Annotated in this window: 22 protein-coding genes; 7 read left to right on the top strand and 15 right to left on the bottom strand. The window is 61.2% G+C overall.

Going from position 1 to position 23122, the window contains the following annotated elements; all coding sequences use genetic code 11:
* Positions 1 to 12: 12 nt before the first annotated feature.
* From MGEO_RS01300 to MGEO_RS01250, 11 genes are all read right to left on the bottom strand, one after another.
* Positions 13 to 1458: an aldehyde dehydrogenase family protein gene (locus MGEO_RS01300; RefSeq protein WP_085634884.1), complete on the bottom strand. Its 1446-nt coding sequence runs from the start codon at positions 1456 to 1458 to the stop codon at positions 13 to 15.
* A complete protein-coding gene (locus MGEO_RS01295) occupies positions 1436 to 3052 on the bottom strand; it encodes an ABC transporter ATP-binding protein (protein WP_085634883.1) in 1617 nt (538 codons plus the stop codon). Before MGEO_RS01295 ends, MGEO_RS01300 begins: the two co-directional genes overlap by 23 nt.
* The gene (locus tag MGEO_RS01290; protein ID WP_085634882.1) at positions 3049 to 3864 is read right to left on the bottom strand and encodes an ABC transporter permease; all 816 of its coding nucleotides are present in this window, start codon (positions 3862 to 3864) and stop codon (positions 3049 to 3051) included. Before MGEO_RS01290 ends, MGEO_RS01295 begins: the two co-directional genes overlap by 4 nt.
* Positions 3861 to 4808: an ABC transporter permease gene (locus tag MGEO_RS01285; RefSeq protein WP_085634881.1), complete on the bottom strand. Its 948-nt coding sequence runs from the start codon at positions 4806 to 4808 to the stop codon at positions 3861 to 3863. The genes MGEO_RS01290 and MGEO_RS01285 overlap by 4 nt, the downstream gene beginning before the upstream one ends.
* 81 nt (positions 4809 to 4889) lie before the next feature.
* Complete coding sequence (locus tag MGEO_RS01280) at positions 4890 to 5516, bottom strand: hypothetical protein (RefSeq protein ID WP_085634880.1); 627 nt, start codon at positions 5514 to 5516, stop codon at positions 4890 to 4892.
* Between the two features lie 39 nt (positions 5517 to 5555).
* The gene (locus MGEO_RS01275; RefSeq protein ID WP_085634879.1) at positions 5556 to 7364 is read right to left on the bottom strand and encodes an alpha/beta fold hydrolase; all 1809 of its coding nucleotides are present in this window, start codon (positions 7362 to 7364) and stop codon (positions 5556 to 5558) included.
* Positions 7365 to 7475: 111 nt separating this feature from the next.
* On the bottom strand, positions 7476 to 7766 hold the full coding sequence (locus MGEO_RS01270; protein ID WP_085634878.1) for a 4a-hydroxytetrahydrobiopterin dehydratase: 291 nt from the start codon (positions 7764 to 7766) through the stop codon (positions 7476 to 7478).
* The gene (locus tag MGEO_RS01265) at positions 7763 to 8962 is read right to left on the bottom strand and encodes a GNAT family N-acetyltransferase (protein WP_085634877.1); all 1200 of its coding nucleotides are present in this window, start codon (positions 8960 to 8962) and stop codon (positions 7763 to 7765) included. Before MGEO_RS01265 ends, MGEO_RS01270 begins: the two co-directional genes overlap by 4 nt.
* A gap of 48 nt (positions 8963 to 9010) precedes the next feature.
* Complete coding sequence (locus MGEO_RS01260) at positions 9011 to 9766, bottom strand: glycerophosphodiester phosphodiesterase family protein (RefSeq protein WP_085634876.1); 756 nt, start codon at positions 9764 to 9766, stop codon at positions 9011 to 9013.
* Positions 9763 to 10224, bottom strand: a complete 462-nt coding sequence (locus tag MGEO_RS01255) for a RidA family protein (RefSeq protein ID WP_085634875.1) — start codon at positions 10222 to 10224, stop codon at positions 9763 to 9765. The genes MGEO_RS01260 and MGEO_RS01255 overlap by 4 nt, the downstream gene beginning before the upstream one ends.
* A gap of 82 nt (positions 10225 to 10306) precedes the next feature.
* Complete coding sequence (locus MGEO_RS01250) at positions 10307 to 12472, bottom strand: transglycosylase domain-containing protein (RefSeq protein ID WP_085634874.1); 2166 nt, start codon at positions 12470 to 12472, stop codon at positions 10307 to 10309.
* Between the two features lie 249 nt (positions 12473 to 12721).
* Here MGEO_RS01250 and MGEO_RS01245 point away from each other — a divergent pair, with 249 nt between their 5' ends.
* The gene (locus MGEO_RS01245) at positions 12722 to 13060 is read left to right on the top strand and encodes a P-II family nitrogen regulator (RefSeq protein WP_085628146.1); all 339 of its coding nucleotides are present in this window, start codon (positions 12722 to 12724) and stop codon (positions 13058 to 13060) included.
* Positions 13061 to 13096: 36 nt separating this feature from the next.
* Positions 13097 to 14407 (top strand): ammonium transporter, encoded by a 1311-nt coding sequence (locus tag MGEO_RS01240; protein ID WP_085634873.1) that lies wholly within the window; start codon positions 13097 to 13099, stop codon positions 14405 to 14407.
* 75 nt (positions 14408 to 14482) lie between these two features.
* On the opposite strand, the gene mbfA is transcribed toward MGEO_RS01240, so the two are convergent.
* Complete coding sequence (mbfA, locus tag MGEO_RS01235; RefSeq protein WP_085634872.1) at positions 14483 to 15457, bottom strand: iron exporter MbfA; 975 nt, start codon at positions 15455 to 15457, stop codon at positions 14483 to 14485.
* A 139-nt stretch (positions 15458 to 15596) separates the two neighbouring features.
* Between mbfA and MGEO_RS01230 the strand changes: the two genes are divergently transcribed.
* A complete protein-coding gene (locus tag MGEO_RS01230; protein WP_085634871.1) occupies positions 15597 to 16226 on the top strand; it encodes a TetR/AcrR family transcriptional regulator in 630 nt (209 codons plus the stop codon).
* Here the strand turns inward: MGEO_RS01230 and MGEO_RS01225 are convergent.
* The 3 genes from MGEO_RS01225 to MGEO_RS01215 form a co-directional block, all read right to left on the bottom strand.
* On the bottom strand, positions 16223 to 17026 hold the full coding sequence (locus MGEO_RS01225; protein WP_085634870.1) for a cobalamin B12-binding domain-containing protein: 804 nt from the start codon (positions 17024 to 17026) through the stop codon (positions 16223 to 16225). The genes MGEO_RS01230 and MGEO_RS01225 overlap by 4 nt on opposite strands.
* 97 nt (positions 17027 to 17123) lie before the next feature.
* Positions 17124 to 17834 carry an NYN domain-containing protein gene (locus MGEO_RS01220; RefSeq protein WP_085634869.1) on the bottom strand — a complete coding sequence of 237 codons (711 nt, stop codon included), beginning with the start codon at positions 17832 to 17834 and terminating at the stop codon, positions 17124 to 17126.
* 68 nt (positions 17835 to 17902) lie between these two features.
* A complete protein-coding gene (locus tag MGEO_RS01215) occupies positions 17903 to 19015 on the bottom strand; it encodes an S-(hydroxymethyl)glutathione dehydrogenase/class III alcohol dehydrogenase (RefSeq protein ID WP_085634868.1) in 1113 nt (370 codons plus the stop codon).
* A gap of 87 nt (positions 19016 to 19102) precedes the next feature.
* Here MGEO_RS01215 and MGEO_RS01210 point away from each other — a divergent pair, with 87 nt between their 5' ends.
* The 4 genes from MGEO_RS01210 to zapE all read left to right on the top strand — a co-directional run bounded on the left by MGEO_RS01210 (position 19103) and on the right by zapE (position 22829).
* On the top strand, positions 19103 to 19369 hold the full coding sequence (locus tag MGEO_RS01210) for an I78 family peptidase inhibitor (RefSeq protein WP_085634867.1): 267 nt from the start codon (positions 19103 to 19105) through the stop codon (positions 19367 to 19369).
* Between the two features lie 103 nt (positions 19370 to 19472).
* Positions 19473 to 21140: a Y-family DNA polymerase gene (locus MGEO_RS01205; RefSeq protein ID WP_085634866.1), complete on the top strand. Its 1668-nt coding sequence runs from the start codon at positions 19473 to 19475 to the stop codon at positions 21138 to 21140.
* A gap of 247 nt (positions 21141 to 21387) precedes the next feature.
* Entirely contained in the window at positions 21388 to 21729 is a 342-nt protein-coding gene (locus MGEO_RS01200; RefSeq protein ID WP_085634865.1) for a DUF2794 domain-containing protein, read from the top strand.
* Positions 21730 to 21770: 41 nt separating this feature from the next.
* Complete coding sequence (gene zapE, locus MGEO_RS01195) at positions 21771 to 22829, top strand: cell division protein ZapE (RefSeq protein ID WP_085634864.1); 1059 nt, start codon at positions 21771 to 21773, stop codon at positions 22827 to 22829.
* The last annotated feature ends 293 nt before the right edge of the window (positions 22830 to 23122 follow it).

Raw genomic sequence — 23122 nt, 5'->3', positions numbered from 1 at the left:
GTCGGTCCTCCCTTAGCCGTGTTTCGCAGCGACGGTTTTGAGGGTCGAGAAGCCATATAACGCCTCGAACCCTTTTTCGCGGCCATGGCCGGATTTGCCGATCCCGCCAAACGGCAGTTCGACCCCGCCCCCCGCACCGTAGTTGTTGACGAAAACCTGCCCGGTTTTCAGCGCCTTGGCCAGCCGCATCTGGCGTGCGCCATCGCTGGTCCAGACCCCGGCGACAAGCCCGTAGATCGTGCCATTGGCGATCTTGATCGCCTCTTCCTCGGTCTCGAAGGGGATCAGCACCTGCACGGGGCCAAAGAGTTCGTCCTGCGCCAACGGGTGATCCGGGGGCACAGGGCCGTAGAGCCGGGGTTGGACATAGGCACCCTGTGGCGGCAGATCGGCCGGCATCGGGGTTTCCGCGATTGAGGGAAGGTCATGGGCCGCTTTGAGCAGGGTTTCGAAACGCGTTTTCTGCTTCAATGAGATCAGTGGACCGATATCGGGGTTGCTGCTGGCGGGGCCGATGGACTTGGCGCGGTAGGCGTCGACCATGGCGGCCGCGACCCTATCATAGACGCTCCGCTGGATCAGGACGCGCGAAGCAGCAGAGCAGGTCTGGCCCGCGTTCTGGAGACCTGCGTTTACGAGAAACGGCAGCGCGGCATCGATGTCGGCGTCGTCGAAAACGATCTGTGGGGACTTGCCACCCAGTTCCAATGTCACCGGCACGACGTTCTCGGCGGCCAATGTCTGGATAATGCGCCCGGTCTGCACTGAGCCGGTGAAGCTCAGATGTTGGACGCCGGGGTGTCGGGCCAGCGCCGCGCCCGCCTCTGATCCAAGACCGGGCACCACGTTCAACGCACCATCGGGAAAGCCGGTCTCCTTCGCCAGATGCGCAAACATCAATGCCGTCAGGCACGCATCCTCGGCGGGTTTCAGGACGCACGCGTTGCCCATCGCGAGGGCCGCCCCGACGGACCGACCGATGATCTGCATCGGGTAGTTCCACGGCACGATGTGTCCTGTCACGCCATGCGGTTCGCGAAGGGTGTAGACGGTGTAGCCGTCAAGATAAGGGATTGTGGTTCCATGCACCTTGTCCGCCGCCCCGCCGTAGAATTCACAGTAGCGGGCGAGCGCTATGGCATCGGCGCGGGCCTGTGTGACGGGTTTGCCCACGTCGAGGGTTTCCAGCGTCGTCAGCAGGTCGGTGTGATCCAGAACCAATTGGCTAAGCCGGGTCAGGCAGCGTCCGCGTTCCATCGCGCTCATCCGGCCCCAATCGCCATCCAATGCGTCCTGCGCTGCTGCGACGGCCTCATTCACGTCGGCGTCGGTGCTTCGGGCAATCTGGCACAGGGTACTGCCGTCCGAGGGGTTGATCAGTGGCAGGGTGTCTTTGGTTCCTCGCCATGTGCCGCCGATCAGGATGTGGCTGGGGTCAAAGGGCAGATTGGGTAGCATCTTGGGCCTCCGGATAGTCGGGCAGTTGCGGTGCGGCGTTCATCAGCTCGCGGGTGTAGGGATGATCGGGCGCGGCAAAGATCTCGGCCGTGGGGCGGTCCTCGACAATTTCACCTGCACGCATGACCATCACGCGGTCGGTGATGGACCGCACCACGCTCAGATCGTGGCTGATGAAAAGGTAGGTCAGGCCATAGGCGCGGCTGAGGTCTGCCATCAGGTCAAGGATTTGCGCCCGCACCCGGACGTCGAGAGCCGAGACCGCTTCGTCGAAGACAATCAGATCGGGTTTGATGATCAACGCGCGGGCAATGGCGATACGTTGGCGCTGGCCACCGGAAAAGGCGTGGATATGCCTGTCGGCATCTTCGGGCTCAAGACCCACTGCGGTCAGCGCCTCGGCAATCGCTGTATCGCGCGCCGCGCCCTTGGGCGGATCGGGTAGCAGGTGGAACGGTTCGGTGATCAGACGCGATACCCTGTGGCGGGGGTTGAAGCTGCCATAGGGGTCCTGGAACACCACCTGCATCTTGCGGCGCACGGTCAGGTTCGGATGGCCGTCCTGCCAGACCGGATCTCCGTCGAGGGTGATCTGCCCTCCTTGCGTCGGCTCCAGCCCGAGAATGGCGCGGGTCAAGGTGGATTTTCCGCAGCCGGATTCCCCGACGAGACCCACGCGTTCGCCACGTTTGATCTCGAAGCTGACGTTTTTGACGGCCCGGAACATTGGGCGCGTGCCGAAGAGCGAGCTGCGCGGGAGGGGGTAGTCGCGGCTGACGTTCTGGACTGAAAGGAGCGGCGCGTCTGCCTTGGCTGTCCCAAGATCGGCCTGATGGCGGGATGCCTCAAAAAGTTGACGCGTGTAGGGATGGCGCATCTCGCGCAGCACGTTGCGGGTGGGGCCAGCCTCCACAATCTCTCCGTGGCGCATGACGTTCAGCGTGTCCGCCATATCGCTGACCACAGCGAGGTCATGGGTGATCATCATCAGCGCCATGCTGTCTTCCTTGACCAGCCGCTTGAGCAGATCGAGTATTTGCGCCTGCGTGGTCACATCCAGCGCCGTTGTCGGCTCATCCGCAATGAGAAGCCGTGGGCGCAGCGCAATGGCCATGGCAATGACGACACGCTGGCGCTGGCCGCCGCTGAGTTCATGCGGGTAGCGGGACAACGGGAATCGATCAGGTGGCAGGCCAACGCGGTCGAGCACCTCGCGGGCGCGCTCTTCGGCTTGTTCGGGCGCCAGTGCCTTGTGGATGAGAATGGTCTCCATCACCTGCGCGCCGATGGTCTGCACCGGGTTCAGCGCCGTCATCGGTTCCTGAAACACCATGCCGATCTCGCGCCCGCGCAGGTCGCACATTTGCGGTTCGGGCAGGGTCAGCAGGTCAGTGCCATCGACGGTGACAGCGCCGCTGGTTGTCGCCCCTTTCGGCAAAAGACCCATCGTCGCGAAGGCGGTCATGGATTTGCCCGAGCCGCTTTCGCCGGTGAGCGCTGTAATCTCACCTTCGGCAATCGTTAGCGAAATCCCCTTGAGGATTGGCGTGCCATGTATTGCAAGCGACAGGTTTTCGATACTCAGGAGGCTCATGCGCGGACCACCTTGAGGCGCGGATCGAGCGCATCGCGCAGACCGTCACCCAGCAGGTTCAGCCCCAGCACCATCGCCACGATCGTCAGGCCCGGGATCAGCGCCACATGCGGGGCCAGTGACACCATCGTTTGCGCATCTGCCAGCATCCGCCCCCAGCTTGGGATCGGCGGCTGTGCTCCAAGGCCGACATAGCTGAGGCCCGCTTCGGCCAATATGCCAAGGCTGAACTGGATCGTCCCCTGGACGATCAGCAGGTTCGCCACGTTGGGCAGGATATGTTCAACGCTGATGCGGGTGCGGGTCTTGCCTGCCACTTGCGCGGCCATGATAAACTCGCGCTTCCACAGGCTGAGCGCCGCGCCGCGTGTGATGCGGGCAAAGACCGGGATGTTGAAGATGCCGATTGCGATGATCGCGTTGGTGGCCGAAGGGCCAAACACGGCGGTGATCAGGATTGCGATGACCAGCGACGGGAAGGCAAAGATCAGGTCATTCATGCGCATGATGATCTCGTCGAGCATCCCACCGCGCCGTGCAGCGGCCGCCAGCCCCAAGGGCACGCCAAGGCCCATGCCGATGCCGACTGCGACCAAGGCAACAGCGATCGACGTGCGCGCGCCGACCATCAGCATGGACAAAATATCCCGCCCGAAATGATCGGTGCCCAGAAGGTTGTCGGCGCTGGGTGGTTTTAGGCGGTTGGCGATGTTCATCGCCTCCACACTGTCCGGTGTCCAAACGAACGACAGCAGTGCTGTGACCACGAATACGCTGGTGAGCAAACCGCCAAGGATCAGATTGCGGCTCATACCCGTGTCCTCAGGCGCGGGTCGACGGCCGCATAGGCCAGATCGACAAGAAAGTTCACCATGATCACCGCGAAGACCAAGAGCATCACCACCGACTCGACCACAATCAGGTCGCGCTGGGTGATGGCCTGAAAGATCAGCCGCCCAAGGCCAGGCAGAAAGAACACCTGCTCGATGATGATTGCACCGGCCAGCAGAAAGGCGAATTGCAGGCCGATGATCGTCAGCACCGGGATCAACGCATTGCGCAGTCCGTGCCGCCAAAGCGCCTGACGCGCCGACAGCCCCTTGGCGCGGGCGGTGCGCATGAAATCTTCACCCAGAATGTCGAGCAGCGACGATCGCATGACGCGGGTCAGGATCGCCGCCTGCGGCAGAGCCAAGGCAATGGCGGGCAAGGTGAGCGCCTTCATCCCGCCCCAAAAACCTTTCTCCCAACCGGGAAAGCCCCCTGCGCTGAACCAGCGCAACTGGATCGCAAAGATCAGCACAAGCATCATCGCAAACCAAAAATTCGGGATGGCGACGCCCAGCTGGGTTGCACCCGTTACAGCCAGATCACCCGCGCCACCCCGGCGCGCCGCGGCGAAGATACCGGCCGGAAAGGCGATCAGGGTCGACAGTGTCAGCGCAAAAAGCGCGAGCGGCAGGGACACCCACATCCGGTCCGCGATCATCTGCGCCACGGGTGTGCGGTAAGTGTAGGACGTGCCGAAATCGCCGGTCAGCATCCCACCGACCCAGCTCAGGTAGCGGTCAAATTTCGACTGGTCCAAACCAAGCTCAGTCCGCAAGGCCGCCACCGTATCGGGCTGCGCGTTGATGCCCAACATAAAGCTCGCCGGATCGCCGGGGGCGACCTCGACCACGACGAAAATCACCACCGAGGCCACAATCAGGCTTATGGCAAGTGAGATCAGTCGTTTGACGATATAACCCAGCATCGCGGGCAGGTTAGGCGAAGCCTTGAGACAAGGGAACGCCGAAAAACCAAACCCTGGCTGCGCGTGCGAAGAGCGTTCTGGTCAGCCTCTGGCGCCGGTCAGTGCGTCCATCAATGGCGTCGTGCTTGGCTCGTTCAGCACGCTCTCGCGCAAAGCGGCCTGGTGGATTACGAAACCAAGCTGCGGTTCAACAAGCATCAACCAAGCCAGCTTGAACCCGCTGATACGGGTGATCCGGCTCATCCCGACAGAGCGCAGGAAATGCCGCGTGCCCATGGCGCAAAGCGGAGAGTTGTGGGCATCCTCGATCAACACGTCGAAACGCAAGCTGCCACGACGGAGAGCACGCGCGACCGAGGTCACATCGTCCCACCTGGACTTGACCTCGCGACGATGCGCAAGCGCAGTCTGCGCTTCTTCGAAAGCACCCACGGGGCAGGACGCCTCAGAATGATATCCACGGGATTTTCCGGTCGAAAACACCAGCCACAGCAACTCGCCCCGCGTGGTGATTGCGCGGTAGGCATATTGGCTGCCGTCGTCAGAACAGACCTTGTAGCCGGTGTCGTAGTACAAAGAGACCCAATCGGATCGCAGAGGTATGAAGTCGCCGCCCAAGGCAATGATGTCCCGATCAATAAGGGATGTCATTTGGCGCTCATGCGCCAGACGCCTGAAGGCGGCGACTTTGGTCAAAGTCTTTGTCATGTCAAATGCTTCTCTAAAAAGAATAGGTGCTGAAAAGGCTCAGTAACCTGACCCTAGGGACGCGATGTCTGTCGCAATATCCCCAAATGGGGACAAACTGCATGAATGTCTGAGATCGGGGATCGTGTAGATCCGGTCGTAGGGAGCGACGTCAAATCCCGCGGCGCGGGCGACCATCCAGGGCCAGCTGGAGATATGCTGATAATGCCCCTTGTCGTCGAACTTGGTGAATGATGCGTTGGGCAAGGTCCGGGCCAGTGTTTCGCCGCCCTGTGCCGGGGCAACGTTGTCGAAGGCGCCGTGGTAGATTTCGACCTCTGTGTGAATCATCGAAACGTCGAAATCCCAACCCCGTGCATTGAGAAGGTTCTCCTCGACCATCCCATTCACACCTCCGGCTGTCCGCTCTTCAAGCATCCTCGAAGACCGTATTCCGATGGTTGGATGGGACAGTAGCTCAACGTCGTGCGTGCTTGGCGTTCGGTTGCAGTACCGCTCCATGTAGCGCGGTGCGTTCTGGATGATCGACCGGACCAGAAACGGAATCAACTGACGGAACATCGCGGGCCAGCGCTGTGCCAGCACGGCGGACAAATGATAGAATTGGTCAAGTTCACGCCAGTTCTCGTGCTTGTAGGCCGGGTAGCTTGGCGACGAGAGCACCACCTTTCTGATCCGGTCCGGAAGTTCATGCGCGGTAGCAAGCGCAATGCCGGATCCGAAGGAAAAGCTCATCAGGGACACCTGATCGTTCCCAAGCGCATCGATCAGGTTTTCCAGATCCGGGGCGAAATCGCGGAGCGATGTCATCTTGCGGAAATCCGACCGGTAAATTCCGGGGCGGCAGGGCATCACGAGCCTGACGCCGTAATGCTCCAGATGCTCGTAATACTGTCGTGGAAACCCGGTCAGGTCGATGGACGATCCCGACAGCGCATCGAACAGCAGCACCGGTCGTCCTTTCTCTGGTCCGAGAATGAAATACTCGAGCATCCGCCCGTCCGGCAGCCGATGCAGTCGCCGCACCTGAAACCGTTCTTCGTCCGTGGTCTGTCGCTCGCGGAACATCGACATAGGGCTTCTTGCTATGGTGTTGATCAGGTCCACCTGACTGGTTAGTCCGGTTTTTTCAAATACGCGCTTGAGGTAGGTCCGCCCTGATTCATAGCTGATGCCCATCGCTTTGCTGGCCTTGCGCAGATCGCTTGTTTCCATAAGCCCGCGCACAAGCGCCTGCTCACGAAGTGTGAGATCATGCGCATTTGCCAGCGCGCGCAGGCCATCGGCGGTGTTTGGATTGGTTGCAACCAGAACTGCGGCGGCCTTGGCCGGGAAACCCATTCGGATTGCTTCCTGCCGAGGCAGGAGAAGGTAGGTCGTGTCACTGTCCCGCGTCATCAGGGATTGCGGTGTTTCGATCCGATTGGTTTCAGAGACCCAGCGGCTCAGGCTTTGCGCCTCGGGCAATGTGGCGTCGGCATGACCGGCCGGCAACAGACGGATCGGTGCCTCGAGTGCCAGACCGGTTTCGCGCATCGCGCGGTTGACGACAATCGGTCGGCCGCTGTCGTCGATCAGGGCAATGCCGACGGCAAACGTTCCCAGAACGGCTTCAAGATCAGATCCGCGTTCCTGAAGGCGCACCATCTTTTCAGAGATTTCGATGGCGCGACGGAAATGCTCCATCAGATCACTCAGATCCTGTCTCGACTCTGCCTCGATCATCCGCCCGTCGGCGGCCAGTTGAACCTGCTCGGTCAGTTCGAGGATCAACTCGGGCAGCAGTGAATTGTCGAGCGACGCTTCATAGACAAGGTGGGTGAGCCGGTCGTTCGTCTCTACTCTCATGGAAACCTGTTTTTACCTTTACACCACAACGACGTTAGCCGACGGCAAACACCACGCATAAGGAAATTAGCGTGAAATCAGCGCGTTTCACGCTTTACCCGTAACCCCGTGCTAGAGCGTGTCCAGTTTTCGGGCAAGTTTCGCATCCAGCGACGACAAGCCTTCCACGTCATGCGTGGTCAACGTCACTTCAACGCGGTTGTAGACATTCTGCCACTCGGGATGATGATCCCATTTTTCGGCCCAGAGAGCCGCGCGGGTCATCCAGGCGAAGGCTTCGGTGAAGTCCTTGAATTTGAAAGTCTTCGAAATCGCGTCGCGATCTTCCAGCAGAGTCCACCCGGATTCGAGCAACGGACCCAGAACCGTTTTGCGCGCGGTGTCAGAAAGCTTCTCGGTCATTGGTGCTCCTCCAGAGTGTCTTTACGGAATGGACCATAGCTCGTCAGGATCTCGATATCCTCGCCAACCGCGCGGGCCTCTGCGTCCAGAAACCGTGCGACAGCTTCGGAAAATCCGGGATCGCCAATCCAGTGCAGCGAATGGGTGTAAACCGGCAGGTAACCGCGTGACAGTTTGTGATCACCCTGAGCGCCTGCCTCGACACGCTTCATTCCATGCGCAATCGCGTAGTCCATGGCCTGATAATAGCACAGTTCGAAATGCAGGCAGGGATGGTCCTCGACGCAGCCCCAGTACCGACCGAAAAGCGTATCACGCCCGATCACGTTCATCGCGCCTGCTACCCACCGGCCGTCCCGTTCGGCCAGCACGAGCAGGATGTCGTCACGCAGCCTCTCCTGCGCGATATCGAAGAACCTGCGTGTCAGGTAGGGCGTCCCCCATTTGCGCGCGCCGGTATCCTGATAGAACTCCCAGAACGCATCCCAATGCTCGGGCTGAATCTGATCGCCGGTCAACTGGTGTATGGTCCCGCCGAATGCCTGCGCGCGTTCACGCTCCTTGCGAATGGTCTTGCGTTTGCGCGAACTCAGATCGGCAAGAAACGCCTCAAAGCTGTTATAGCCCCGGTTCTCCCAGTGGTATTGCTGAGTATATCGCCGCAGGAGGCCGATCCGCTCTCCTGCAATGGCTTCGGCTTCCGTGCAGAACGTGACATGGAGCGAGGATAGTTCGTTGTCCGCGGCCACCTGAATCGCGCCCTGTACCAGCGCACTCAACCCTTCCACCTCGAACCCCGGGCGGGTCAGGAAGCGCCGGCCTGTCGCGGGCGTGAAGGGCACCGCAATCTGAAGCTTCGGGTAGTACCGCCCGCCTGCGCGCTCCCAGGCATGCGCCCAGTTGTGGTCGAAGATGTATTCGCCCTGACTGTGGCTTTTGGCATAGAGCGGAGCGCAGGCGATGACCCTCCCATCCATCTCCGCAGTCAAATATCGGGGGTCCCAGCCGGTTCCGGTCCCGACGGACCGGCTCTCCTCGAAGGCGCTCAGGAACCGGTGCGTTGTAAACGGGTCATCGGCACGACCGCCATCTGCAACCTCGGGGCAGGCGCAGGCATCCCAGTCCGCTGGCGCGATCTGCGACAGCGACCCGTTCATGGTGATCGCGATTGTGGGCGCGTCAGTTTGGGTCGACATGACCTTTCCTTTGCTCTGCCCTGCTACTTGGTCCGCGTTGCGCGGCGTTCAAGCGGCGTAGCTCTCAAAGGTGATGTTGTCGGCGATCTTGCGTGCCTGATGTTCCTGTTCCGGGCTCCGAACCGTCCAGCACAGGATCGGGACACCCCGTGACTTGAGTTGTTCAACGCGCGGGGATTCGAGATTTGTCACATCGTGGCTCAGGAACTGCGCACCCACGCTTTCGAAATCCGGAATTCCCGCCAGCCGCGCGCGCGTATCCACCGGGACATGCGGCTCGTCGATGCGGCGCCAGGCAGAACTGATCAGGCCACGGGGCAGGTCGGGGGCCAAGGTCCCCACCCTCGCAATCATGTTGGGGTTGAAAGACATGAGCGCCACCGGCCCGTCGTACTGCGCAAGCGCATCGACTGTGGCCTGTTCCAGACGGCCGTCTGTCTCTCCCATTTCACCGTGTTGGTCCTTCAACTCGATCAGCAGAGGAACCGCGCCATTTACCTGCGCAAGCACTTGCCCGAGCGTCGGGATCGTGTCGCGGCCACCCCTGAGCACAATGCTCTGCAACGCTGCGGCGTCTCTCTCCCGAACAGGACCGGTTTCCTCCGTCAGCCTGTTGAGCAGATCGTCGTGAAAGACCATCGCCATGCCATCGCGTGACAACTGCAGGTCAAGCTCGATGCCATACCCTGCCTGGATGGCCGCAGAGAAGGTCGAAGGGCTGTTCTCGATCCGCCCCGCGGACTTGTCATGGTAGCCACGATGCGCGATGGGCCGCGCAAGAAAGACCGGCGGCAGTCTGTTCATAGCAGCTCGAAGATGCCTTCGATCTCCACCGCCACTCCGAACGGAAGTGATGCGGCCGAGACAGCTGAACGGGCGTGCCGACCGTTGTCACCCAGGACGGCAACCATCAGATCCGACGCGCCATTCACCACCTTGGGCTGATCTCCGAAATCCGCCGTCGAGTTCACAAAACCCACCAGTTTCACAACCCGAATCCGGCTCAGGTCGCCGCCAGCCGCCTTGCGTGCCTGCGACAGCAAAGCCAGCGCGCAGTATTTCGCCGCTTCGGCTCCGGCCTCCGCATCAAGATCTGATCCCAGCTTGCCTTTGATCAGACCATCGGGGCCGGTCGGAAGCTGACCGGATACGTAGATCTGGTTTCCGGTCTGCACGAAGGGCACGTAGTTTGCTGCAGGGGCCGGGGCGTCGGGCAAAGTCAGGCCAAGTTCGGCCAGTCGGGCGTCGATCGCGTTGCTCATGATATCTCCATGTTTTTGGTCCCGAAACGCTATTGCGCGTTCCCGGAAATGGGAAGGGGGTTTGTTCCCTGATCCCCGTCGTTCAGTTGCCGCCGAGGATGTCGCGCAAGAGCTGGTTCAGCGCATTCTCAAGCGCGTTCCCGCCTCGGTCCCGCTGCGGAGCGGGTTGCTCCTGTGGTTTTGGCTGCGCCACTTGCCGGGGCGGTTTTGGCTCGATCATCGGCAGCGGGCGTACGGGCAGGCCTTCATGCACGCGGCGCATCGCCTCGTGCCAGATCTCTGCTGGAAGACCGCTACCGGTCACTCCGGTCAGCGGCGTGTTGTCATCATACCCCATCCATACGCCAGCCACGTAATCTGCTGTGAACCCAATAAACCAGGCATCGCGGGCGGCCTGAGTCGTCCCGGTTTTGCCGGCGACCTGGCGGTCCGAGAGTTTTGCCCGGCCCCCGGTGCCCTGCGAGACAACGCGCTCCATCATCCAGATCAGTTGCCGTGCCGCGTCTTCATTGATGACGCGTTCGCCGATGCCTCCGCCCGATCCCATAAGCGGTTGGGGCTCACCGACAAGGCGCAGTTCCTCCAGGCCATAGGGGGTCACGGAGGAGCCGCCATTCAGAATTCCGGCATAGGCACCAGTCATTTCCAACAAAGAAGCCTCGGATGCACCCAGTGCAAGGGCCGGTGTGTCCGTCAGCGGGCTTTCGATGCCGAAATCCTCCGACACGCGTCGAACCAGATCGCGACCGACGGATTCCGAGACCTTGACCGCCGGGATGTTCAGGCTCTTGGCCAGGGCATCAACCAGCGTGACGGACCCAAAGTAATCCCGTGAATAGTTCTCGGGGCACCATTGGCCCGATCCCGGGATGTTCATGCAGAATGGCTCGTCCTGAACGCGATCATACGGGCTGTAGCCCAGTTCGAGCGCCGTGGCATAGACAAAGGGTTTGAAAGCTGACCCGGTCTGCCGTTTTGCCTGTGTCGCGCGGTTGAACACACCGGAGACGTTTGTCTGGCGACCGCCGACCATGCCACGCACCGCGCCATCGGCGGACATGACGACGATTGCCGCCTGAGCCTTTGAACCTTCACGAACCTTGGTGGTGAAGATGGTCTTGATCGCATCTTCCGCCGCCTTCTGGATACGCTGGTCGAGGGTGGTCGAAATGATCACGTCTTCGGTGGTGTCTCGGGTAAAGAAATCCGGTCCTGACTGCATGACCCAGTCGGCAAAATACCCGCCGGTCTGTGTTTTCGCTTTGTCAGACAGAGTGGCGGGGTTCGCCTGCGCGGCTCTGGTCTCCGCGTCCGTCAGGTAACCCTGCTCGTTCATCAGACGCAGCACCGTCGCTGCTCGGGCCTGTGACCGTTCGAGGTTCGATGTCGGTGCAAGGCTCGACGGGGCGGTCAGCAGACCGGCGATCATTGCGCCCTCCTGCGGTGTCAGCGCAGAAGCCGGTTTCGAGAAATAGCGTTCCGCGGCCGCAGCAGCGCCATAGGCGCCACCTCCCATGTACGCGCGGTTGAGGTAGATCGAGAGGATTTCGTCCTTGGTATATTTTGCCTCCATCGCCAGCGCGTAAATCGCTTCTTTCGCTTTGCGCGCAAGCGAGCCGCGTCGGCAGTCGGCGACATACTCTGCCTCGTTCTTCCATTCGTCCGGGTCATACACGACCCCGAGGCACAAGAGCTTTGCTGTCTGCTGCGTAATGGTAGAGCCGCCATGCCCCGACAGAGGCCCCCTGCCTTCGGACAGGTTGATCCGAACCGCAGAGGCGATCCCGCGCGGGGAAATTCCGAAGTGCCGGTAGAAACGCCGGTCCTCTGTGGCGACCACCGCATTCCTGAGATGAGGTGACACGGTGTCAGCCGTGACAACGCCGCCAAACTGGTCGCCCCGCCATGCAAAAGCCACGCCATCCCGGTCCAAGAGCTGCACCGACCCTCGTGCGCGACCGTCGAGCGCGTCCGAGACCTCGGGAAGGGTGGTGTAGGTGATCCCGACCCATCCGGCGACCAGAAGTGCAACAACAATACCTGCACGCAGGAAAAGGCGCAGGATGAACCGGAATACCCACGATACCACGCCGACAAAGAACCCCACGATACCCCCACGCTTCACTTTCGGGCGCGCGGGCTTGCGTCGTACTGGCGCGGGCTTCTTCGCGGCAGGCTTCTTGGCCGGTTTCTTCGGATATCGCCGGTCCGCGACCAGACGACCTTTTCCGCGTCGTGAATCAGTCATTCTGACCGCCTGTGATGCTGCTCTTTTTGTGTAATTTAGTGGTTTTCCCTGTCGATGTGGACCGCCCTTTGCCGGGGTTTTGGGTTTTTTGATTGCTTAAAAAGTAATCAATTGTGCAAAAGTGTGCAAAATTTGTGCAACTTTCTGTTCCGAGGCGCCAGAGTCCGGGGGTCTTAACTTCCATTCCCGCCATCCGTGACCCTTTCTGCGCTTGCAAACAAGATCGACCTGCAAGGGAAAGGGACCAAGGTGAAGTTCATCATAGCGACAATCAAGCCGTTCAAGCTTGAAGAGGTCCGCGAGGCGCTCACAGACATTGGCGTCCGCGGCATGATGGTAACCGAGATCAAAGGGTTCGGCTCTCAGTCGGGCCATACCGAGATTTACCGTGGCGCGGAATACGCGGTGAACTTCGTGCCGAAAATCAAACTCGAAATCGTGGTCGGTGCCGACATGGCCGACCAGGTGATCGAAACCATCACCAAAACAGCCCGCACCGGCAAGATCGGTGACGGCAAGATCTTCGTGCTCGATGCGCAGCAAGCCATTCGCGTGCGCACAGGCGAAACCAATGGGGATGCGCTCTGAACCGGCGCAGTGACAGAGACTAGGGGACACATTCAGATGAAACTACTCAAGACACTCCTGCCCGCTGCCGCGCTTGCCGCGCTGCCGGTTATGGGTATGGCTCAAGAGGCCGCCGCGCCGACCATGGACGAGGTTGGCCCGTATATCTTCACCACACTCCTGTTCCTCATGGCAGGCTTCCTCGTGTTCTTCATGGCGGCAGGCTTTGCCATGCTCGAAGCGGGCCTCGTGCGTTCCAAGAACGTGGCGATGCAGCTCACCAAGAACATCGCGCTCTTCTCCATCGCGGCCATCATGTACTGGCTGGTTGGCTTCAACACGATGTACCCGGGCGATTTCAACGGCTTCTTCGCCATCGGCGGCCAGACCGTGCTTGACCCGGTGGGCGTCGCTGCTGCGGATGCGGCGCTTGACTACGCGTCCGTCGGCTCCGACTTCTTCTTCCAGCTGGTGTTCGTCGCCGCAACCGCGTCCATCGTGTCCGGTGCCGTGGCCGAGCGTATCAAGCTGTGGCCGTTCCTCGTCTTCGTGATCGTCCTGACCGGCATCATGTACCCGATCTCCGGTTCCTGGCAGTGGGGTGGTGGCTGGCTGTCCGAGATGGGCTTCTCCGACTTCGCCGGTTCGACCGTCGTGCACTCCGTGGGTGGCTGGGCTGCTCTGGCTGGTGTGATCGTGCTTGGTCCGCGTATCGGCAAGTACAAAGACGGCAAGGTTAACCCGATCCCGGGCTCCAACCTGGCGCTGGCAACCCTCGGCACATTCATCCTGTGGCTCGGTTGGTTCGGCTTCAACGGTGGCTCGCAGCTCGCAATGGGCACCGTGGGTGACGTATCCGACGTGTCGCGCATCTTCGCCAACACCAACATGGCTGCAGCAGCCGGCGCCGTCGCCGCTCTGATCCTGACACAGGTTCTCTACAAGAAAGTCGACCTGACCATGGTGCTCAACGGCGCACTGGCTGGTCTCGTGTCGATCACCGCTGAACCGCTCGCTCCGACGCTCTTCGGCGCACTCTGGATCGGTGCAATCGGTGGTGTGATCGTGGTCTTCGCCGTGCCGTTCCTCGACAAGCTCAAGATCGACGACGTTGTCGGTGCGATCCCGGTCCACCTCTTCGCAGGCATCTGGGGCACCATCGCCGTGATCTTCTACGGTGAAGCAAGCCTGATGACCCAGCTCACCGGTATCGTCGCCTACGGTGTCTTCACCTTCGTCGCGTCCATCGTCCTGTGGTTCATCCTCAAGGCCACCATGGGCATCCGCGTCAGCGAAGAAGAAGAGATCAACGGTCTCGACATGGCGGAACTGGGCATGGAGGCCTATCCGGAATTCTCCAAAGGCTGATCTCCTCCTTCCAATCAGCCTTAGTGACCAACTGCCCGGGCGTTCGCGCCCGGGTTTTTTGTTGTCTGACCGGCGCTACCCGCTGCCGATCAGAACACCTGCTGCAAAAACGAGTGCACCTCCAAGAACCACCTGAAGCGCAGCTCGGAAAAACGGTGTGTCCATGTATTTGTTCTGGATCCACGCAATCGCCCACAGCTCGATGAACACCACGATGAAAGCGGTCACGGTCGCGGTCCAGAAATCCGGGATCAGGTAGGGCAGGGCATGCCCCAACCCGCCGACCGTGGTCATGATGCCCGACGCAAAGCCCCGCTTGATCGGCGACCCACGGCCCGACAGCTGACCGTCATCCGAGGCCGCTTCTGTAAAGCCCATCGAAATCCCGGCACCAACCGACGCGGCAAGACCGACCAGAAATGTGGTCCATGTGTCCTGCGTTGCAAAGGCGGTGGCAAAAATCGGGGCCAGCGTCGACACCGACCCGTCCATCAGCCCGGCCAGCCCTGGCTGAACCCAGGTCAGAACGAATTGACGACGGGCGTTTTCTTCCTCGCTGCTGCGTGTGTCCTCGGTCAGGTGTTCCTGTTCGAGCGCTTCGGCAGTGCTTTGATGCCCCGCCTCGGCAGCGGCGAGATCTCCGAGCAGCTTGCGTGTCGCCGCGTCGCTCGTTCGCTTGGCTGCCGCGAGGTAAAAGCGCTCCGCATCCCGTTCCATCGCCTCGGCCTCGGCGCGGATGCGATCAATGCCCAGATTTTCGACCAGCCACACAGGGCGCCGGGCATAGTACCCCGCCACATGTTCGCGTCGGATCAGAGGGATCACATCTCCGAACCGGTCGCGGTGCAGATCGACGAGTCGCTGGCGGTGCGTATCCTCTTCCGCCGCCATCCCGTCAAAAACCGACGCCGTTGCCGGGAAGTCGCCCCGCAACCGTTCGGCGTAAGACCGATAGATCCGCGCATCGTCCTCTTCCGAGGAAATCGCCAGTGCCAGGATTTCCTGTTCAGATAGATCAGAGAAACGGCGCCGGTTCAGTGAAAATCTCATCGTCAGTATCCTTCATACAATCGGGGTGTAGGCATCTCCTTCCGCCGCGAAGCCTTGTATTCCGGCGTCGGCACCTCACATCCCTATTGCGAGACTAAACTGATCTGTTTAGATTTTGAACGCGACATATGGGGTGGGAATGGCAACGGCGCAGGCGCAAATCCGGAAAGGCCGAAAGTTCGATCAGGTGGTCGAAGGCGCGCGGGAAGTGTTTCTGCGGGACGGATTTGAAGGGGCCAGCGTCGATGACATCGCCCGTGCGGCCGGGGTCTCAAAGGCGACGCTCTACAGCTACTTCCCGGACAAGCGGCTCCTGTTCATGGAAGTCGCAACCCGCCAGTGTCAGGAGCAGGCACAGACCTCGATCGAGAAGATCGACCACTCCCGTCCACCGCCCGAAGTTCTGACCTGCATCGCGCAGCAGTTCCTCGGCTTTATCTATTCGGAAATCGGACAGCGGATTTTTCGTATCTGCGTGGCCGAGGCTGACCGCTTTCCCCTTCTCGGGCAGGAATTCTACCACTCCGGTCCAATGATCATGCGCGCGGCCTTGGTGGATTACCTGCGTCAGGCGGTTGGGCGTGGGGAACTGGTGATCGACGATTACAACCTGGCTGCGGACCAGTTTGCAGAATTGTGCAAGGCCGATCTCTGGCCGAAAGTCGTGTTCGGGATCATTCATTCCGTCAGCGAGGACGACAAGGCGCGCGTGATCGACGGTGCCGTTACGACCTTCATGGCGCGCTACGGGGTCGCTGGCTCTCACTAATGCGCCGCAGCGCCCAGCGATTGATAAAGGCGCTCCAAATCATCAAATGCAGCATCCACCGTGGGCGAGGCCGCATCCGCCCCGGTACGCAGCGCGATGTCCGGCTCGACCTCGACGATGTGCCCACCAATCAAGATGCGCGCATGCGGCGCCGCAAGCCGCAACTCGACCACGGACGCCGCCAGAGACCTGATGCGTTCGGCATTGGTTGCGGACAATCCGATGATCATCACGTTGTTGTCCCGCACACGTTGGCACAGCTGTTCAATGGACTGGTTGATCTGAAGGTCGATCTTCCAGCCTTTGTCACGCATCAGATCCGCCGCCATCGTCACACCCAGTATATGCTGTTCGCCAGGAACCGAGGCAAACAGCGCTTCCCGGCTCCCCCGCTGCACAAAAGCCGGAGCAAGGTCGCGTAGGTCACGCAGAAAATGCAGCATCCGTCCGGCGGCCACGGCCATGTCGCCAAAGGTGATGATATCCTCATCCCACCATTCACCCAGACGTTTCGCCGCCGCGCCAATGTAGTCGACACACAGATCGCGATGGCTGGCACCGTTCTCATGCGCACGCAGCAAACGCAGCTTGGCCTCTTCCGCTTTCGGCTCGATCAGCGCCATGCAGAAGCCATCGAGATCAATTCGTGAAGAAGGCCCGCCATCGCGCGACAGGTTCGAAAGGCGATGGATCACCTCCTGCGCAAGCACAAGAAGCGCAGCATCCGACAGTCCGCGAACCTGACCATGCGCATCGTCATCGATGGCACGGATCAGGATCGGTGCATCTACAGTCATCATGATCACGGCTCCTGCCGCAAAATGAAGTGACCCCTCACCTTCGGACGATGCCACGCAACCCGGAGTCGCTCAAGAAAGATATATCCGACAGCGCGGATCAGTCGCGGCGGCGCACCATCAGCTGGTTGTTGGGGCCCCGCTTGACCTCAAGCACCTTCAGGTCGGTTACGAGGTCGCTCAGCTTGCGCTTGCCATAGGTGCGGGTGTCGAAATCCGGATTGGCCGACACGATGTGCTGGCCCAACTGACCCAGCCGATACCATTCATCGTCCTGATCAATCGCATCCATTGCCTTGAGGATCAGGTTCCGCGCCTCGTTCAGGTTCCCGCTCTTGCCAGGGGCCTGATCCCTGCTGCCGGTCTCCGGCCCGCCTTCGAGGTTCTCGAGGAAGATGAACCGCTTGCATGCCCGGCGGAAGGCTTCGGGCGTCTTCTGCATCCCCATCCCGTAAACGTCCAAGCCCTGCTCGCGCAGCCGCTGCGCCAACCGGGTAAAGTCGCTGTCCGAACTGACCAGCACAAACCCGTCAAACCGCCCCGTATGCATCAGGTCCATCGCGTCGATCACCAGCGCGATATCGCTCGCATTCTTACCCACGGTGTTGGCCGGTTGGTGATGAGGCACCAGACCGAACTCCGCCTGCACCTTTGACCAGCCCGCCATCTGCTGGCTGGAAAAGTCGCCGTAACAGCGCCGCACGCTGGCTTCGCCCAATGACGCGATCTCCTCGAACAGCGCACGGGCATATTTCGGAGAGGTGTTGTCGGCGTCGATCAGAACGGCGAGAAGTGAAGGCGTATCGGACATGTGTCAGGAACCTCGTGCACCGGGATCCGGTTCCCGCACGGAGGGGCGATACCCCTCCGCACGCAGTATCAGTAGATCACGACCGAGCGGATGCTTTCACCCGCATGCATCAGGTCGAACCCCTTGTTGATGTCGTCCAGTGACATGGTGTGGGTGATCATCGGATCGATCTCGATTTTCCCGTCCATGTACCAATCCACGATCTTCGGCACATCCGTCCGGCCCCGTGCACCACCAAAGGCCGTGCCCTTCCATGTGCGGCCTGTGACAAGCTGGAACGGGCGTGTGCTGATTTTGGCACCCGCCGGCGCCACGCCGATGATGATGCTCTCACCCCAGCCCTTGTGCGCACATTCCAGCGCGTCCCGCATGACCTGCACGTTACCGGTGGCGTCAAAGGTGTAGTCCGCGCCGCCCTTGGTCAGGTTGACCAGATAGGGCACCAGATCGCCCTCGACCTCCTTCGGGTTGACGAAATGCGTCATGCCAAAGCGCTCGGCCATCGGTACCTTGTCGGGGTTGATGTCCACACCGACGATCTGATCGGCACCCGCCAGGCGCAGGCCCTGAATGACATTGAGACCAATCCCGCCCAGGCCGAACACCACCGCGCGGCTGCCGATTTCGACCTTGGCGGTGTTGATCACCGCACCGATCCCCGTGGTCACACCGCAGCCGATGTAACACACCTTGTCGAAGGGCGCGTCCTCGCGGATCTTGGCCAGCGCGATTTCGGGCAGAACCGTGTGGTTCGAAAATGTCGAACAGCCCATGTAGTGCAGGATCGGATCGCCATCCAAGGTGCTGAACCGTGACGTGCCGTCCGGCATCACACCCTTGCCCTGGGTCTCGCGGATCGACTGACACAGGTTGGTCTTGGGATGCAGGCAGTATTCGCATTCCCGGCATTCCGGCGTGTAAAGCGGGATTACGTGATCGCCGGGCTTGAGGCTTGTCACGCCTTCCCCCACCTCGACCACAACCCCGGCGCCCTCATGGCCCAGAATCGCCGGGAACATGCCCTCGGGGTCGGCCCCGGACAGGGTGAATTCGTCGGTATGGCAAATCCCGGTCGCCTTGATTTCGACCAGCACCTCTCCGGCGCGCGGGCCGTCAAGGTTCACATCCATGATTTCCAATGGTTTGCCGGCTTGAACGGCAACGGCGGCGCGTGTGCGCATTGTCCTCTCCCTCGTTGGTTTTCGCCAAGCCTTGCGGGAAAGCGCTGGGTTTGCAAGCATTGGCTTGGATATTGGAGAGGTTTCTATATGCGGATTTATACTGCCCTTGCTGTGTGTCTGACGCTTGTCGCCTGTCAGGAGGTCACGGTCGCCGAAAAGCCGGTCGAATCCTGCGGTGCAGAAGATATGTCTCATCTGATGGGGCTTCAGCGGGCACAGCTGGAAACCATTGCGTTCTCGCAACCGCATCGCATCTTGGGCCCGAATGACCCGATGACGATGGATTTCCGGGGCGATCGGGTGAATTTCGCGCTGGATGACCGCGGCGCCGTGGTGCGTATCTATTGCGGCTGATCCGGTCGCGACAGTTGTGATCCACCAAAGGTGGCTCTGATCTCGACTCGCAGGGCAGCAAGAGTATATAGAACAAAAAAAGAACACTTGCTGCCCGAGTCTCATGCCCAACCGTCGCATCCTGTCCATCTGGTTTCCCCGGCTGGCCGCCGAACGCCATATCCGGCGCGACCCCAACTTGGGGGAAGTGCCCTTTGCCGTGTTGCGCGATGTCGGGCAGGCGCAGGTACTGGCTTCGCTCTCTCCGCTCGCGCAGGCGGCGGGGCTTTACGAAGGCCAGCCACTCCGTGATGCCCATGCCATGTGCGCCGACCTGCTCACGCGCCTGTCGAACCCCCATGCCGAGGCGGCGTTTCTGGGGGTGCTGCACCGCTGGGCAGGCAAATTCTCGCCTTGGGTCGCCCGCGAAGCGCCCGACGCGCTGGTCATCGACCTGACCGGCTGCGCGCATCTCTTCGGCGGTGAGGAACAACTGGCGCGGCAGGTCGAAGAGGATTGCACCGATCTGGGCCTCTCGGTGCAATTGGGCATCGCCGACACGTTGGGCGGGGCTTGGGCGCTGGCCCGCTTCGGCGGCGGGCAGGCCGGGGATCATCACCGCAACGGCGATGCGATCGACCAAGAGGCCCGCGCCACCCGTTCCCGTGCTGGCAAGCGACGGCACTGGGAACGCGGCGGTGCCGCACCTGCCGTCACGCTGGCCCCGGTGCAGGGGCGCGCCCGCATCGCGGCCCCCGGCAAGACCTATGACGCGCTGGCGCCTCTGCCGATTGCCGCGTTGCGATTGGAAAGCCACACGATGGCGCAACTCTCGCGCCTTGGTCTGCGCCGGGTGAAAGAACTGGTCGAACAACCCCGCGCCGGGCTTGCCCGCCGCTTTGGGCGCGGGCTGGTGGCGCGGCTGGACCAGGCGCTGGGCGCGTTGCCCGAACCGGTCAGTCCGGCCCCACCGCCCGACCGCTTTGCCACCCGCCTGAGCCTGCCCGACCCCATCGGGTTGGAAGAAGACGTGATGGCCGCCGTCGCCCGGATGCTGCCCCGGCTCTGCGATGCGCTGCGCAACAAGGGACGGGGCGCGCGCACGCTCCGCTTCGAGGCATACCGTGCCGATGGCACGATGCAGTGGATGAATGTCACGATGGCCAGGCCGTCACACGACCCCGACCACATCCGCCCGCTCTTGCGGCTCAAGGTCGAGGATCTGGATGCGGGCTACGGCATCGACATGCTGCGGCTCGAAGCGGTGCTGCATGAACCCATACATCTGCGCACCGCCGCCGGGCATCTGGAGGCCGCAGAGGCAGGGCGCGCGCGCATGGCGGGGCCGAAACCCGGATCGCTCGATCGGCTGATCGGGCGTCTCGGCACGCGACTGGGCATGGAAGCGATCACCCGTCTGCAACCTGCCGACAGCCACATCCCGGAAAAGACATCAGTCACCGTCGCGGCGGCGTGGTCCGACCCGGTGATGGACTGGCCCCAACGCAACAAACTGCGGCCGCTGCGCATGTGGATGCCCGAGCCGGTGATGGTGGCGGATGTCCCGCGCCTGCCCGAGGTGTTTCGCTGGCGTGGGCGCGACCATCACGTTCACAGCACCCGTGGCCCCGAGCGCATCGCGCCCGAATGGTGGCTTGATGATCCCGCATGGCGCAGCGGTCAGCGGGACTATTGGGAGGTGATCACCAAAGACGGCCACCGCCTCTGGCTGTTTTACGCCCACGGTGCGGCGAAATCCTCGGGCTGGTTCTGTCAGGGGGCTTTTGCGTGAAAAGGAAAGGGTGTCCATCGCGGTAGGGGTGGTGCCAAAATGCGTCGATGAATCCCGATCTGTCCTTCGCGGAAAAGACCCTCGGAAACCACAAAATCACTTTCATTAACAGATGGTTAAAGGGTCCGAAACGGACCCATTGTTTCGCGCGCGAAACATTAGGTCCCGATCGGACCTATCTGGGCCTTCGAAGGGGCAAGCTGCGAAACCGCTTGATTTACACCCCGGCCTGCACACATCATGAGATATGAACAGTATCACGCCGTTCCCTCAGCCTCGATCCGCGCCCGAGCAGGTGGCCTTTCACCGGACCGAGCTGAGTGAGATCCTGTCTCTTTACGGTCGCATGGTCGCCGCAGGAGAGTGGCGCGACTACGGGATTTCGACCCTGCGGGACGTGGCCGTGTTTTCGGTCTTCCGCCGCACCGCCGAAAACCCTCTCTACCGCATCGAAAAGCGCCCCAAGCTCCGCAACCGCCAAGGGCAATACGCGGTGATCGGGATGGACGGTCAGATTCTCAAGCGGGGACACGACCTGAAAACCGTGCTGCGCGTACTGGACCGCAAATTGATCCGCGCGGTCGAATAAGACCTCTCCACAATCCGGCAGAGACACGGTAATCGGCAGTCATGACGACCTTGCCCGACATCTATGCCGCACGTGTAGCGGACGGTACTCTGACCCGAGACCCGGCACAGGAAGCGGCCTTGCCCGAATTCGAACGCATCCGCGCAGCCTTGGCCGAGCCGGTGAAAAAGGGATTGTTTCGCAAAGCACCGGAACCACCCAAGGGTCTCTATCTCTGGGGCGGTGTCGGGCGCGGCAAGTCGATGCTCATGGATCTGTTTGTCGAGAGCCTGACCGTCCCGGCCCGGCGGGTGCATTTCCACGCCTTCATGCAGGAAATCCACGCCGCCATTCATAAGGCCCGGCAGGATGGGGTCGAGGACGCGATCAAACCGGTGGCGAAATCGGTGTCGGACTCCGTGCGGCTGCTGGCGTTCGACGAGATGCAGATCACCGACATCACCGACGCGATGATTGTTGGGCGGCTGTTCGAAAAACTGTTCGCTGCGGGCGTTGTCGTTGTCACCACGTCGAACCGCGTGCCGGATGATCTTTACAAGGATGGTCTGAACCGGCAGATTTTCCTGCCGTTCATCGACATGCTCAATTCGCGCATGGTGGTGCATGAACTGGCCTCACCGACGGACTATCGGCAGGATCGGTTGGAAGGAGCGCAGGTCTATTTCACGCCGAACGACGCTGCAGCCAAGGCTGAAATCGGTCGTATCTGGCAGGAATTGACCGGCGGCGAGCAGGACAGCCTGACGCTGCATGTCCAGGGCCGCCAGATCGAACTGCCGCGCTTTCACAACGGGGTCGCGCGGGCCAAATTCTATGATCTCTGCGGACGGATGCTCGGACCGGCGGATTACCTCGCGCTCGCTGACGCGGTGCGGGTTCTGATCATCGAGGACATCCCGCGCCTGAGCCGTCAGAACTTCAACGAGGCCAAGCGGTTCGTGACGCTGATCGACGCGCTGTACGAGGCAAGGGTTCGCTTGATCGTATCCGCAGCTGCGGAACCGGAGATGCTGTATATCGAAGGGACTGGAACCTTCGAATTCGAACGCACCGCGAGCCGTTTGCGTGAGATGCAGGCAGAGGGCTGGGGCGAGGCCTAGCGAAAAAAAGAGGTCCCGAAGGACCTCAAGGCTGCTCGATGTATCTCGCCTGTGTTCAGGTCCTTGCTATGCCTTACGTCGATGGAGGCGCGAGGGGGCGCCCGAGGTATGGTCGTCTTGGAGTTGGTGGTTGGAAGGTGCCGCGGCCGCACGGTTCAGGACGCCAAAATGCGTGTCGCCCGAAAAGGAGTGAGTACCAGAAGTCACCGTCAAAATCCCCCATTCCGCGTTCGCTTTTCCAGCAAATCACGAAGTCTGACCAGTTTGTGCCATAGTGATTCGCACCGGTCAAC

Source organism: Marivita geojedonensis (assembly GCF_002115805.1).
GTDB lineage: Bacteria > Pseudomonadota > Alphaproteobacteria > Rhodobacterales > Rhodobacteraceae > Marivita > Marivita geojedonensis.
The sequence above is the reverse complement of the archived record's forward strand: the minus strand, read 5'-3'. Positions and strand labels throughout refer to the sequence as shown.

Coding starts and splice junctions, on each gene's coding strand:
- MGEO_RS01300 (WP_085634884.1), bottom strand. CDS start 1,458: ATGCTACCCAATCTGCCCTTTGACCCCAGCCACATCCTGATCGGCGGC.
- MGEO_RS01295 (WP_085634883.1), bottom strand. CDS start 3,052: ATGAGCCTCCTGAGTATCGAAAACCTGTCGCTTGCAATACATGGCACG.
- MGEO_RS01290 (WP_085634882.1), bottom strand. CDS start 3,864: ATGAGCCGCAATCTGATCCTTGGCGGTTTGCTCACCAGCGTATTCGTG.
- MGEO_RS01285 (WP_085634881.1), bottom strand. CDS start 4,808: ATGCTGGGTTATATCGTCAAACGACTGATCTCACTTGCCATAAGCCTG.
- MGEO_RS01280 (WP_085634880.1), bottom strand. CDS start 5,516: ATGACAAAGACTTTGACCAAAGTCGCCGCCTTCAGGCGTCTGGCGCAT.
- MGEO_RS01275 (WP_085634879.1), bottom strand. CDS start 7,364: ATGAGAGTAGAGACGAACGACCGGCTCACCCACCTTGTCTATGAAGCG.
- MGEO_RS01270 (WP_085634878.1), bottom strand. CDS start 7,766: ATGACCGAGAAGCTTTCTGACACCGCGCGCAAAACGGTTCTGGGTCCG.
- MGEO_RS01265 (WP_085634877.1), bottom strand. CDS start 8,962: ATGTCGACCCAAACTGACGCGCCCACAATCGCGATCACCATGAACGGG.
- MGEO_RS01260 (WP_085634876.1), bottom strand. CDS start 9,766: ATGAACAGACTGCCGCCGGTCTTTCTTGCGCGGCCCATCGCGCATCGT.
- MGEO_RS01255 (WP_085634875.1), bottom strand. CDS start 10,224: ATGAGCAACGCGATCGACGCCCGACTGGCCGAACTTGGCCTGACTTTG.
- MGEO_RS01250 (WP_085634874.1), bottom strand. CDS start 12,472: ATGACTGATTCACGACGCGGAAAAGGTCGTCTGGTCGCGGACCGGCGA.
- MGEO_RS01240 (WP_085634873.1), top strand. CDS start 13,097: ATGAAACTACTCAAGACACTCCTGCCCGCTGCCGCGCTTGCCGCGCTG.
- mbfA (WP_085634872.1), bottom strand. CDS start 15,457: ATGAGATTTTCACTGAACCGGCGCCGTTTCTCTGATCTATCTGAACAG.
- MGEO_RS01230 (WP_085634871.1), top strand. CDS start 15,597: ATGGCAACGGCGCAGGCGCAAATCCGGAAAGGCCGAAAGTTCGATCAG.
- MGEO_RS01225 (WP_085634870.1), bottom strand. CDS start 17,026: ATGATGACTGTAGATGCACCGATCCTGATCCGTGCCATCGATGACGAT.
- MGEO_RS01220 (WP_085634869.1), bottom strand. CDS start 17,834: ATGTCCGATACGCCTTCACTTCTCGCCGTTCTGATCGACGCCGACAAC.
- MGEO_RS01215 (WP_085634868.1), bottom strand. CDS start 19,015: ATGCGCACACGCGCCGCCGTTGCCGTTCAAGCCGGCAAACCATTGGAA.
- MGEO_RS01210 (WP_085634867.1), top strand. CDS start 19,103: ATGCGGATTTATACTGCCCTTGCTGTGTGTCTGACGCTTGTCGCCTGT.
- MGEO_RS01205 (WP_085634866.1), top strand. CDS start 19,473: ATGCCCAACCGTCGCATCCTGTCCATCTGGTTTCCCCGGCTGGCCGCC.
- MGEO_RS01200 (WP_085634865.1), top strand. CDS start 21,388: ATGAACAGTATCACGCCGTTCCCTCAGCCTCGATCCGCGCCCGAGCAG.
- zapE (WP_085634864.1), top strand. CDS start 21,771: ATGACGACCTTGCCCGACATCTATGCCGCACGTGTAGCGGACGGTACT.